The sequence below is a fragment of the Mycobacterium sp. E796 genome, from assembly GCF_001672815.1.
GTDB lineage: Bacteria > Actinomycetota > Actinomycetes > Mycobacteriales > Mycobacteriaceae > Mycobacterium.
The window spans coordinates 1-12,055 of the sequence record NZ_LZKK01000282.1 but is presented as its reverse complement, the minus strand read 5'-3'; the positions used below and the strand labels follow the sequence as shown (position 1 = coordinate 12,055).

Sequence of the window (12,055 nt, the reverse complement as noted above, 5' to 3'; positions counted from 1 at the left end):
GCTGTCCGGCCAGCGCGCCCCCGGCCCGGTGCCGTCGTTTCACGAGCACCCCGACGAAACCGCCGAGGCCGCCGCGGTCGCCAAGTCGATTGCCCGGCTGATCGAATCCGGCACGGCGCCATCGGAGATCGCGGTGCTCTACCGGGTCAACGCGCAATCCGAGGTCTACGAGGAGGCCCTGACCGAGGCCGGCATCACCTACCAGATCCGCGGCGGCGAGGGGTTTTTCAACCGTCAGGAGATCAAGCAGGCGCTGTTGGCGCTGCAGCGCGCGGCCGACCGGGGCGACGCAAATCCGGCAGCCCCCTTGCCCGAGGTCGTCCGCGCGGTTCTGGAGCCGCTGGGCCTGACGGCCGAGGAACCCAGCGGCGCCCGGGCCCGGGATCGCTGGGAGGCGCTGGCCGGGTTGGCCGAGCTGGTCGACGACGAGGTGGCGCAGCGCCCGCAGCTCGACCTTCCCGGGTTGCTGGCCGAGCTGCGGATGCGCGCCGACTCGCGCCACCCGCCGGTGGTCCAGGGCGTCACGCTGGCTTCGCTGCACGCCGCGAAGGGGCTCGAGTGGGACGCGGTGTTCCTGGTCGGGCTGGCCGACGGCACGCTGCCGATCTCGCACGCGCTGGCACACGGCGCCGAAAGCGAGGCCGTCGAAGAGGAGCGCCGGCTGCTCTACGTCGGAATCACAAGGGCGCGAATACATTTGGCGCTCAGCTGGGCGCTGGCCCGCAGCCCCGGCGGCCGGCAGAGCCGCAAGCCGTCGCGGTTCCTCAACGGCATCGCGCCCCAAACGCGCGCCGACGCCACGCCGGCCAAGTCCCGGCGCAATCGGGGGACGGCGACGCGCTGCCGGATCTGCAACAACAACCTGACCACCCCGGCGGCCATCATGCTGCGGCGCTGTACGACGTGCGCCGGCGACGTCAACGAGGACTTGTTGCTCAAGCTCAAGGCGTGGCGGCTGAACGTCGCCACCGAACAGAAGATGCCGCCGTACATCGTCTTTTCCGACAACACCCTGATCGCGATCGCCGAGCTGCTCCCCGACGACGAGACGGCGCTGATCGCGATCCCGGGCATCGGCGCGCGAAAGCTCGAACAGTACGGGGCGGACGTGCTCGAGCTGGTCCGGCAGGCGCGCTGAGGGCGCCGAATCCGCAGGTCAGAAAATCGGTTGTGGGCGGTGTCCGCTACCATCTACCCTCGAAACCGCACAACGCTGCCAGCTGAGAGGAGGCCAGCCCCGATGATTACCAACGCGTTCGGTGTAGGCGTGGCCGCCTCGGTGCTCGCTGAAGGCCGCTTTAAGGCCACCTCCCACGCCGCCCATGCCGCCGTGTCGGCGGCCGCGGTGAAGCACCGTGTCGCCGCCGCGACCGACGCGTCCGTGAATCGGGGTCATACCTAACTAGCCCGGTTTTACCCAGATGGCCACGGACCCGAAGTCAACAGGATCCGTGGCCACAGCTATTTGGGAAGCCTCCCAACCTGGTCCGGATCGCCGCGAAGGAAGCCACCCGACCAGGAAGCAGGTGAACAGGACATGTCGGCACTGTCAGTCCCGAGACCGAGGCTGCCGGAATTGCCTTGTCACGTCGACGATCCCGACCTTTGGTTCGCCGAGGCGCCCGCCGACCTTGAGCGCGCGAAGACGCTGTGCGCGGGCTGCCCGGTGCGGCGACAGTGCCTGACGGCGGCGCTGGAGCGGGCCGAGCCGTGGGGCGTGTGGGGCGGCGAGATCTTCGAGCGGGGGTCGATCGTCAGCCGCAAACGACCGCGCGGGCGTCCCCGCAAAGACGTCGCCGCCTAAGAGTTAAACGACGGCGGTGTCGGGCTCGGCGAAGCCGGGGATCAGTTCCTCCGACAGCGCCTTGATCGGCACGTGCGCGTCCAGCTGGCAGAGGATCGCGGCGACGGACGCGATGACGCGCATCGGTATCGCCAGCTTGGGCGGCAGGTCCATTTGCCGGGCCGTCCGGATCTGAGAAACCGACCGGTCCATCTGAACCAGGGTCATCTTCTGCAGCCACTTGCGGGTGTAGTGGAAGACGTCGACCTGGATGGGCTCGACGTACTGGCGCAGCATTTCGTCGATGTCGCGGACCGACACCTGCTGGCCCTTCTGGATGAAACCCACCTTCTCCATGGTCGGCAACAGCAGGTCGTAGTTCTTGTCGCGCGCCAACCGGATCGTCATCCCGAGCTCGACGGGGTAGCCGCCCGGCAGGGGCGCGACCGCACCGAAGTCGATGACGCCCATCCGGCCGTCGGGCATCAGCATGAAATTTCCGGGGTGGGCGTCGCCGTGCAGCATGCCCAGCCGGCGCGGCGCGTCGAAGGTGAGTTCCAGCAGACGGGTGCCGATCAGGTCGCGCTGTTCGCGGGTCCCGTTGCGGATGATCTCCGCCATGTGGATCCCCTCGATCCACTCCTGGACCACCACCTTCGGCGCGCTGGCCACGACGTGCGGCACCAGGAAGTGCGGGCTGTCGTGATACGCCTTGGCGAACTTGCGCTGGTTGTCGGCCTCCAGCCGGTAGTCGAGCTCCATCTCGGTGCGCTCGATCAGCTCGTCGACGACGCCCTGGATGTCCGCGCCCGGCGAGAGCTGTTTGACGACGCCGACCATCCGCTGCATGGTCTTCAGGTCGGCGCGCAGCGCCTCGTCGGCGCCCGGGTACTGGATCTTGACGGCGACCTCGCGGCCGTCGGACCATACCGCCTTGTGCACCTGGCCGATGCTGGCCGAGGCGATGGGGGTGTCGTCGAACGAGCTGAACCGGTCCCGCCACTTGGTGCCGAGCTGGGCGTCCAGCACCCGGTGCACCTTGGCGGCGGGCAGCGGCGGGGCGTCCTTCTGCAGCTTGGTCAGCGCCTCGCGGTAGGGCTCGCCGTACTCCTCGGGGATGGCGGCTTCCATCACCGACAGGGCCTGGCCGACCTTCATCGCCCCGCCCTTGAGCTCGCCCAGCACCGTGAACAACTGGTTGGCGGCCTTCTCGAGCATCTCGGCCTGGACTTCGTCCTTGGACTTGCCCGTCAGCCGCTTGCCGAAGCCGAGGGCCGCCCGGCCGGCGAAGCCGACGGGGATGCTGGCCAGCTTCGCGTTGCGCGCAGCGCGGCCGCGTTTGATGTCTGCCACGTCTCCATCATCCACGACGCTCGGCGCGCGGGACCCGTGATCCGGACCATAGGTTGTCTTCGCACGGGGCGGCTCGGCTAGCACGAGCACAGCGGGTGCTTGGTCCACTGGCGCGCGACGATCGAGCCGGCGCCCAGATCGAACTCCAACGTCGCGTTGAGCGCCCTCGGCGGCGCGGGGTCGGGCACCGCCTCCTGCCCGCGCACCGCCGCGATCACCCGGTTCACCTGGCTCAGCGCCAGGGCCGCGGTCGCGAGCAGGGTGGCCCGGTCGGCCACGCCGACGGCGTCGCGAAGCTGCGCGGCGATGGCCGGCCACGCGGCGTCGCGGTCGCTGCGGTGTAGGTCGGCGCATCCGAGGCAGCTGGTGACGCCGGGGATGACGAGCGGGCCCACCAGACCGGTGCCGTCGCGCACCCGAACGGGAAGGTGCGGGACGCCGCGGGCGTGCAGGTCGCGCACCACCCGCGGGTCGGCGACCAGGTAGTCCGACAGCACCACCAGGTCGACGCTGCCGGGGGAGACCGCGGCGTGCGGCTGGCTGCTGTGTGCGACCCTGGCGCCCGAGCAGCGCAGCGATTCCACGATCAGCTCGGACAGCGGCCCGCGGCCGTGCACGCGGATCGACGCCGACCGGCCCCGGGACCGCAGGCACTCGGTCGCGACACCCGCCCTCACCAGTTGTGCGACGAGGTGGGTCAGGCCGTCACCGTCCTGCAATCCGCGGTCGACGGCCTGGCGCCGCAGCTCGGATAGCGGCATCGGCGACCGCATCGACCGCAGCAGCGTGGCCAGCTCGGCCGCGGCCAGTCCGCACGGCGGACGGACCAGCACGGCGCGGCGCGGATCCCAGCCGACCTGCACGGCACCGTCGGGCCGCAGCAGCACCGGCATCCCCGGGTCGAGCGCGTATAGCGAAGCCGCGGCGGCCTGGGTCATGGGTTGAGAATGTGCCAGGCCGGCGGTTAGCGCCGCGCTCAATCATCCACAGGCCTACCGGCGGCCAACGAACGTCAGGGGCTCTCGACAGAGGCCGCGGGCACCCCAACAACCCCATTGACCCCATTGACCCCATTGACCCCATTGACCCCATTGAGGGGGCCCTCTTGTGGTTGGGTGGGCGTGGGCGACCTCACCGCTGCGCCCACCAAGATCAGCGCCGCGGCCGTATTCGGATCCACCTCCCACTGCGACCCTCTGCTGTAGCTGAGCAATTTGTCGCGGGATTCGATATCCGTAATGAACATGATCCAGACGTCATCCGGGTTGTTATCCATTGCAAGACCTTTGAGATTTTCGGATTGGGATTGTCGACGCCCGACGACGGGGATGTCAGGCGACCTCAGAACGGCTAGGGCGGATTAGTTGGTTGCGATTGGTGGTGATCCACTTGGGATGAACGGGATCGACCCGACTGCGGCGGTATAACTCGTGGAGCAGGTACTTCGTCTCGATGACGGTCTTTGCAATCTGATCTGGTTCCGCGTGGTTAAAGAAATCACGCCGGTTCCACCACATCATCTTGGTTCGATAGCGTTCGTCCGGATAGGGAGTCGCCGGAATGGCGGCCACCACTCCGCCAGAAGAACGCCACCGATTCAGAATGGTTGTCGGAGCTGTGGCCATACAAAATTGCGAATCGAGAATGACCATCATATGGAAACCGCTGCGGGCTATAGCGCGGGTAAGACTACGTTTCCGGTCCGAATTGTCGGCTGCCCAGGCCGACTTCATTTCCAGAATCCCGGACGGTATGCGGTCGGCGATCATATTTCGGACGGCCTGATCGCCAGGTTGCCCCGCCCATTCAGCGACCGCATGCGCATCCTCGGCCGACCTCAGTGGGCCCTTGGCTCGCACGCCGGCCACGACCCGTCCGTCATCATCGATGACGGCGAAGAACATGGTGGTGTCGGCTCCGCTGCGCAGCGCTTCGATGTCGAGAGCGCACTCCACACCATGCCTGCGATAGCTGGACTGGGCGCCCGCTGAGTACTCCGACCACAAGTCAGGGTCTGCCGACGGCTGCGAAACAACCAGCGTGCAGCCGATGTCTGGATCACGCCAGGTAAGGCCATGCCCAAGAGAAAACTCGTCGCGGATTGCAGTGCTTAGTGAAAGCGCACTCATTGGCTTCCTTCCGTCGCCAAACCTTAGGTAGACCATCAGGCGAGTAGTTCATACCTATAGTATCGAGCGTACGGATGAACCATACGTCACGTCCTTCGATCTGGCAATAATGCAGACACACCGGAGGACTACTTCAGAGGATCGGAGGATGGCGAGAGACAGTGCCGGGCCGACGGGCGACCCCCGGGCTCAGTTATCCACAGCGCCGCGGCCGCACGTTCAACCGGTGACGACGATCGATTTCTGCCCGACCTTCCAGGCCGTCATGAAGCGCTTGATGCTGACCTTCGTGTTGGCGTGGTCGGCGTAGGGGTCGTTGAGGTGCACGGTGTCGTTGTTGGTATCGACGCCGGTGACCACCAGCAAATGATCGGGCGAGGTGCGCTGGTCGTCGCTGTTCAAAATGGTTCCGCCATTGACCCACGCGATGACCTTGCGCCCGGAACCGAGGTACTGCTCCAGTGCCGACAGCCCGGTCTGGTCGGGCTGGGTGTCGTAGATCATGCGCGACTTGATGCCGTAGTGCTCGAGCAGCACGACGGTGTCGGCCATGTCGATGCCGCCGGCGTCCGTCTCGTGGCCCGGGTCGCCGGTGGGCAAGTAGATCGGGCCGTCACGGATCACCGACGGCGTGCTCTGGGCCAGCTTGATGATCTGCTTCTCCGTCGGCGCGTTACCGGTGACCTCGCCCACCACGTCGGCCACCGAAGCCAGCCCGCAGGTGTCCTCCAGCGACTGCTGCACCCAGTACTTGGCCGCCGCATCCGGGTCGCCATACACGCCGTCGGCGGCCGCCCTCGCCGTGGCCGTGGTGGCCGGCGGGGCCGCCGCATGCGGCGCCGGTGGCGCCGCGGCGCACCCCGATACCAGCAAAACGCCGGCCATCCCGACGCAGGCACCCGCCAGGGCGGTGCGCATCGCGGTGGCAATCCGGATCATGTTCGCTCGCAAGGAGTCGGCCCGACATTCGACTGGTGTGCAACGTAGCACCGCCAGCAAACGGCCGCGAGCTGATCAGTTGTCGGCGGTGCCGCCGCCCGAATCGGGCTCCTCTAATTTCGCGATGGCCTCGTCGATGCCGCTGGTGTCCCCGCCGATGACGCGATCGATGAAGCCGGCCGGCTCGTCGAGGTCCTCGGCTCCGGGCAGCAGGTCCGGGTGTTGCCAGACGGCGTCGCGCGCGTCGGCCCCGGCGGCCTCCGTCAGCCGCTCCCAGAGGGCGGCGGCCTCGCGCAGCTTGCGCGGCCGCAGCTCGAGGCCGACCAGCGTCGCGAACGTCTGCTCGGCCGGCCCGCCGCTGGCGCGGCGGCGGCGCAGCGTCTCGCTGAGCGCGGCCGTGCCCGGGATCCGGTCGCCCAGTGCCGCGGTGACCACCACCTGCACCCAGCCGTCGATCAGCGCCAGCAGCGTCTCGAGCCGTTCCAGCGCCTGCTTCTGCGCCGGGGTGGCTTTCGGCTCGAAAACCCCCTGCCCGAGCAACTCCTCGATGGCCGCCGGATCGGACAGCGACGCGGGGTTGAAGTCGCGCGCCAGCTCCTCGATCCCGGACATGTCGATCTTCATGCCGCTGGCGTAGGCCTCGACCGCGCCCAGCAACTGGCTGGAGAGCCACGGCACGTGGCTGAACAGCCGGTGGTGCGCCGCCTCGCGGGCGGCCAGGAACGTCAGGATCTCGCTCCGCGGCTGCTCGAGGCCGGAGGCGAACGAGTCGACGGCGTCCGGCAGGATCGCGGCCACCCCCTTGGGGCCGAGCGGCAGACCGATGTCGGTCGACGTCAGCACCTCGCGGGACAACCGCCCCAGCGCCTGGCCGAGCTGCGAGCCGAACGCCATGCCGCCCATTTGCGACATCATCGCCATCAGCGGGCCGGCCATGCTCTTGGCCTCTTCGGGCAGGGACGACGCCCACACCGTCGCGATCTGCTCGGCCATCGGATCGCACAGCCGCTTCCAGGTCTCCAGCGTGTTGTCGACCCAGTCGCTGGGGCTCCAGCCCACCGCCTTCGACGTGCCCGCGGGCAGCGCCGTCGCGCCGTCGAGCCACGTCTCGGCGAGGTGGACCGCGTCGGCGATCGCCTTGGTCGTCGACGCGGGAATGGGCGCGACAAAACCGATCGAGGTCGACGCGACCCGGCGCGCCAATTCGTAGTTCACCGGACCCGACGCCTTGCCGCCGGCCATCACGGTGCCCGCGCTGGAAAACATCTGCCCCAGCTGGGTGAAGATCTGCCCCAGGTCGCCCATGCCGAATTCCCCGCCCATGCCGAAGGCGCCAAGCGGGTCGGATCCGCCCGAGCCGGAACCGGGGTCTTTCTTCTCGCGCTCCGGGTCGTCGCCGGAGGAGAAGCCGAATGGCAGGTCAGGCATAACGTCAACGGTACTCACCGCGGGGACGCAACGCGCCATCTGTGGTCACGCTCGTAGCTGAACGAGCCTGAGCAGGCGCCGGATAGGGTAGGCGCGTGAACAGGCGGATTCTCACGTTGCTCGTCGCGCTGGTGCCGATCGTGGTCTTCGGCGTGCTGCTCGCGGTGGTGACGGTGCCGTTTGTGTCGCTGGGTCCGGGCCCGACGTTCGACACGCTCGGTGAGGTCGACGGCAAGCAGGTGGTCGCGATCGAGGGCACCGCGACGCATCCGACGACGGGCCACCTCAACATGACGACGGTGTCCCAGCGCGACGACCTCACCCTCGGGGAAGCGCTGACGCTGTGGCTTTCGGGACAGGAACAGCTGATCCCGCGGGATCTCGTCTACCCGCCGGGCAAGTCGCGCGAGGACGTCGACAAGGCCAACAACGCCGACTTCAAGCAGTCCGAGGACAGCGCCGCCTACGCCGCGCTGGGCTTCTTGAAGTACCCGGTCGCGGTCACCGTCGCGAACGTCACTGACCCCGGTCCGTCGGCCGGCAAGCTGAAGTCCGGCGACGCGATCGACGCGGTCAACGGCACCCCGGTCGCCAGCGTCGAGCAGTTCACCGGATTCCTGAAGAACACCAAGCCCGGTCAGGTCGTGACGATCGACTACCGCCGCAAGAATGATCCGGCCGGGCCTATCGGGACCGCCCAAATTACGCTGGGAACGAACAAGGATCGCGATTACGGGTTCATGGGGGTGGCGGTGCTCGACGCGCCGTGGGCGCCGTTCGTCGTCGACTTCAACCTCGCCAACGTGGGCGGGCCGTCGGCCGGGTTGATGTTCAGCCTCGCGGTCGTCGACAAGCTCACCACCGGCGACCTGGCCGGGTCGACGTTCATCGCGGGGACCGGGACCATCTCGGTCGACGGCAAGGTCGGTCAGATCGGCGGCATCACCCACAAGATGGCCGCCGCGCACTCGGCCGGCGCCACGGTGTTTTTGGTGCCGGCGAAGAACTGCTACGAGGCCGCCTCGGACAATCCGTCGGGCTTGCGCCTGGTCAAGGTCGAGACCCTCGCCCAGGCGGTGGACGCGCTGCACGCGATCAAGGCGGGCGGTCAGACGCCGAGCTGCTAGCCGCCCGGGCGGTCTGCGTAGCCCTGCCGGTCGAAGCTGAGCCCCCCTCGTTCCGAGACGGAGAGCCGCTGGTGCGGGCTGCGGACGGGCGGGCGGCGCAGGTATTGGGTGAAACCGGTGGCGCACAGCGCGAGGGTGAACTCGTGGCCGGCGAGCGCCCACCGGAACGCATCGTGCTCGTCCGGACCGGACCGCTCGAGCGTTTCGAGCGACAACTCGAAGCTGAACCCCCGCAGGTTGACGTCGCCGACGAGGTCCCATGCCTCGTCGAACACCAGGGTGGCGGGGCATAGCCAGAAGCTGAAGGCGTCTTCCGGCGGCGACGGGCGCACCCATTCGACGATGTAGTCGAGGTCGACGAGCAGCCGGCCGGGATGCGGCGGCGCGGGCTCGATCGCGACGGCGTGCACGGCACAGTCGTGCCAGCTCATCTGATCGAAGTCCGCCTCGGTCCACACCGCCTTGGCAATTCTCGGGCCGGTGCTCACCCGGCGCGTCCGCTCTGTTCCAGCACCGCCCAAGCAGAACACACCCGGCGTCCGGCAATGCGTAGAGTTGTGACCGTTCTAGAAAATCTCTAGCACCGGGCAGCGAGATCAGGGAGCGTAGCCAGTGGGGATGCGGCCCACCGCACGGATGCCGAAGCTGACTCGGCGTAGCCGGATTCTGATCCTGATCGCACTCGGTGTGATCGTGTTGCTGCTCGCCGGTCCGCGGCTGATCGACGCCTACGTCGACTGGCTGTGGTTCGGGGAGCTGGGCTACCGCTCGGTGTTCACCACCGTGCTGGTCACCCGCATCGTGGTGTTCCTGGTCGCGGGGGTGCTGGTCGGCGGCATCGTGTTCGCCGGGCTCGCGTTGGCCTACCGCGCCCGCCCGGTGTTCGTGCCGAGCAACACCAACGATCCGGTGGCGCGCTACCGCGCCGTCGTCGTTTCGCGCCTGCGGCTGGTGGGCATCGGAATCCCTACGGCCGTCGGCCTGCTGGCGGGCATCATCGCGCAGAGCTACTGGGTGCGGGTCCAGCTCTTCATCCATGGCGGGACCTTCGGCATCCGGGATCCCCAGTTCGGCAAGGACCTCGGGTTCTACGCGTTCGAGCTGCCGTTCTACCGGCTGCTGCTGTCCTACATGTTCGTGGCGGTGTTCCTGGCCTTCCTGGCGAACATCTTGGCGCACTACATCTTTGGCGGCATCCGGTTGTCCGGTCGCACCGGGGCGCTGAGCCGCTCGGCGCGCATCCAGCTGGTCAGCCTGGTCGGTGTGCTGGTGCTGCTCAAAGCCGTCGCGTATTGGCTGGACCGCTACGAGCTGCTGTCGCACACCCGCGGCGGCAAGCCGTTCACCGGCGCCGGTTACACCGACATCAACGCCGTGCTGCCGGCCAAGCTGATCCTGATGGCGATCGCCCTGATCTGCGCCGCCGCGGTCTTCTCGGCAATCGTGCTGCGCGACTTGCGGATTCCGGCCATCGGCCTGGTCCTGCTGCTGCTGTCGTCGTTGATCGTGGGGGCCGGGTGGCCGTTGATCGTCGAGCAGATCAGCGTCCGGCCCAACGCCGCGCAGAAGGAAAGCGAATACATCAGCCGCAGCATCACCGCGACGCGCCAAGCCTACGGCCTGACCTCCGAGCAGGTGAGCTACCGCAACTACACCGGTGACGGGCAGGCCACCGCCCAGCAGGTGGCGGCCGACCGCGCGACCACCTCGAACATCCGGCTGCTCGACCCGACAATCGTCAGCCCGGCGTTCACCCAGTTCCAGCAGGGCAAGAACTTCTACTTCTTCCCCGACCAGCTGTCCATCGACCGTTACCTCGACCGCAACGGGGCGCTGCGCGACTATGTGGTCGCGGCCCGGGAACTCAACCCGGACAGGCTGATCGACAACCAGCGCGACTGGATCAACCGGCACAGCGTCTACACACACGGAAACGGGTTCATCGCCTCGCCGGCCAACACGGTGCGCGGAATAGCCAACGACCCCAACCAAAACGGTGGCTACCCCGAGTTTCTGGTCAACGTCGTCGGCGCCAACGGCAGCGTGGTGTCCGACGGGCCGGCGCCGCTGGACCAGCCGCGCATCTACTACGGGCCCGTCATCTCCAACACGTCCGCCGACTACGCGATCGTCGGAAAGAACGGCAACGACCGCGAATACGACTACGAGACCAGCGCCGAAACCAAGAACTACACCTACAGCGGGCTCGGGGGAGTGCCGATCGGCAGCTGGATCTCCCGCAGCGTGTTCGCCGCCAAGTTCGCCGAGCGAAACTTCTTGTTCTCCAACGTGATCGGCTCCAACAGCAAGATCTTGTTCAACCGGGATCCCGCGCGCCGGGTGGAGGCGGTGGCGCCGTGGCTGACCACCGACAGCGCGGTGTACCCGGCGATTGTGAACAAGCGACTGGTGTGGATCATCGACGGCTACACCACCCTGGACAACTACCCGTACTCGGAGCTGACCTCGCTGGAGTCCGCCACCGCCGACTCCACCGAGGTGGCGTTCAACCGCCTGGCGCCCGACAAGAAGGTCTCCTACATCCGAAACTCGGTGAAGGCCACCGTCGACGCCTATGACGGCACCGTCACGCTGTACCAGCAGGACGAATCGGATCCGGTCCTCAAGGCCTGGATGCAGGTGTTCCCCGGCACGGTCAAACCCAAGAGCGACATCACCCCCGAGCTTTCCGAACACCTGCGTTATCCCGAGGACCTCTTCAAGGTGCAGCGGATGCTGCTGGCCAAGTACCACGTCAACGACCCGGTGACGTTCTTCTCCACGTCGGACTTCTGGGACGTGCCGCTGGACCCGAACCCCACCGCCAGCAGCTACCAGCCGCCGTACTACATCGTCGCGAAAAACATTGCCAAGAACGATAATTCGGCGTCATACCAGTTGATCAGCGCGATGAACCGGTTCAAACGGGACTACCTGGCCGCCTACATCAGCGCCAGCTCCGACCCGGCGACGTACGGCAAGATCACCGTGCTGACCATCCCGGGTCAGGTCAACGGGCCGAAGCTGGCCAACAACGCGATCACCACCGACCCGGCGGTGTCGCAGGACCTCGGCGTCATCGGGCGTGACAACCAGAACCGGATCCGTTGGGGCAACCTGCTCACGCTGCCGGTGGGCCAGGGCGGCCTGCTCTACGTCGAACCCGTCTACGCCTCGCCCGGCGCCAGCGACGCCGCCTCGTCGTACCCGCGGTTGATCCGGGTGGCGATGATGTACAACGACAAGATCGGATACGGCCCCACGGTGGGTGACGCCCTCAACGGGCTGTTCGGGCC

Annotated in this window: 12 protein-coding genes; 5 read left to right on the top strand and 7 right to left on the bottom strand. The window is 67.5% G+C overall.

Translation table 11 applies throughout. The features are described from left to right. The 3 genes from A5706_RS21600 to A5706_RS21595 form a co-directional block, all read left to right on the top strand. On the top strand, positions 1 to 1,138 hold a 1,138-nt coding region (locus A5706_RS21600), incomplete at its 5' end, for an ATP-dependent DNA helicase UvrD2 (RefSeq protein WP_197517927.1). A 102-nt stretch (positions 1,139 to 1,240) separates the two neighbouring features. Next, positions 1,241 to 1,402: a hypothetical protein gene (locus A5706_RS33775; protein ID WP_197517926.1), complete on the top strand. Its 162-nt coding sequence runs from the start codon at positions 1,241 to 1,243 to the stop codon at positions 1,400 to 1,402. 135 nt (positions 1,403 to 1,537) lie between these two features. Continuing rightward, the gene (locus A5706_RS21595) at positions 1,538 to 1,804 is read left to right on the top strand and encodes a WhiB family transcriptional regulator (RefSeq protein ID WP_068135074.1); all 267 of its coding nucleotides are present in this window, start codon (positions 1,538 to 1,540) and stop codon (positions 1,802 to 1,804) included. 3 nt (positions 1,805 to 1,807) lie between these two features. On the opposite strand, the gene A5706_RS21590 is transcribed toward A5706_RS21595, so the two are convergent. From A5706_RS21590 to A5706_RS21565, 6 genes are all read right to left on the bottom strand, one after another. Continuing rightward, entirely contained in the window at positions 1,808 to 3,151 is a 1,344-nt protein-coding gene (locus tag A5706_RS21590) for an AarF/ABC1/UbiB kinase family protein (RefSeq protein ID WP_068135080.1), read from the bottom strand. A 62-nt stretch (positions 3,152 to 3,213) separates the two neighbouring features. Next, the gene (locus tag A5706_RS21585) at positions 3,214 to 4,074 is read right to left on the bottom strand and encodes a cyclodehydratase (protein ID WP_068135072.1); all 861 of its coding nucleotides are present in this window, start codon (positions 4,072 to 4,074) and stop codon (positions 3,214 to 3,216) included. Between the two features lie 74 nt (positions 4,075 to 4,148). Further along, the gene (locus tag A5706_RS21580; RefSeq protein ID WP_068135069.1) at positions 4,149 to 4,412 is read right to left on the bottom strand and encodes a hypothetical protein; all 264 of its coding nucleotides are present in this window, start codon (positions 4,410 to 4,412) and stop codon (positions 4,149 to 4,151) included. A 55-nt stretch (positions 4,413 to 4,467) separates the two neighbouring features. Next, a complete protein-coding gene (locus tag A5706_RS21575; RefSeq protein ID WP_197517925.1) occupies positions 4,468 to 5,265 on the bottom strand; it encodes a hypothetical protein in 798 nt (265 codons plus the stop codon). Between the two features lie 219 nt (positions 5,266 to 5,484). After that, positions 5,485 to 6,204: a C39 family peptidase gene (locus tag A5706_RS21570; protein ID WP_068135064.1), complete on the bottom strand. Its 720-nt coding sequence runs from the start codon at positions 6,202 to 6,204 to the stop codon at positions 5,485 to 5,487. A gap of 75 nt (positions 6,205 to 6,279) precedes the next feature. Then, positions 6,280 to 7,650 carry a zinc-dependent metalloprotease gene (locus tag A5706_RS21565; protein WP_156767266.1) on the bottom strand — a complete coding sequence of 457 codons (1,371 nt, stop codon included), beginning with the start codon at positions 7,648 to 7,650 and terminating at the stop codon, positions 6,280 to 6,282. Between the two features lie 77 nt (positions 7,651 to 7,727). On the opposite strand from A5706_RS21565, the gene A5706_RS21560 reads away from it, so the two are divergent. After that, on the top strand, positions 7,728 to 8,759 hold the full coding sequence (locus A5706_RS21560) for a PDZ domain-containing protein (RefSeq protein WP_068135057.1): 1,032 nt from the start codon (positions 7,728 to 7,730) through the stop codon (positions 8,757 to 8,759). Here A5706_RS21560 and A5706_RS21555 read toward each other — a convergent pair. After that, positions 8,756 to 9,247: a hypothetical protein gene (locus A5706_RS21555; protein ID WP_068135054.1), complete on the bottom strand. Its 492-nt coding sequence runs from the start codon at positions 9,245 to 9,247 to the stop codon at positions 8,756 to 8,758. The two genes, A5706_RS21560 and A5706_RS21555, sit on opposite strands and share 4 nt — an antisense overlap. A 124-nt stretch (positions 9,248 to 9,371) precedes the next feature. On the opposite strand from A5706_RS21555, the gene A5706_RS21550 reads away from it, so the two are divergent. Next, positions 9,372 to 12,055, top strand: a 2,684-nt coding sequence (locus tag A5706_RS21550; protein ID WP_068135078.1) for a UPF0182 family protein, incomplete at its 3' end; no start/stop codon positions are given.

Coding starts and splice junctions, on each gene's coding strand:
- A5706_RS21580 (WP_068135069.1), bottom strand. CDS start 4,412: ATGGATAACAACCCGGATGACGTCTGGATCATGTTCATTACGGATATC.
- A5706_RS21570 (WP_068135064.1), bottom strand. CDS start 6,204: ATGATCCGGATTGCCACCGCGATGCGCACCGCCCTGGCGGGTGCCTGC.
- A5706_RS21585 (WP_068135072.1), bottom strand. CDS start 4,074: ATGACCCAGGCCGCCGCGGCTTCGCTATACGCGCTCGACCCGGGGATG.
- A5706_RS21575 (WP_197517925.1), bottom strand. CDS start 5,265: ATGAGTGCGCTTTCACTAAGCACTGCAATCCGCGACGAGTTTTCTCTT.
- A5706_RS21595 (WP_068135074.1), top strand. CDS start 1,538: ATGTCGGCACTGTCAGTCCCGAGACCGAGGCTGCCGGAATTGCCTTGT.
- A5706_RS33775 (WP_197517926.1), top strand. CDS start 1,241: ATGATTACCAACGCGTTCGGTGTAGGCGTGGCCGCCTCGGTGCTCGCT.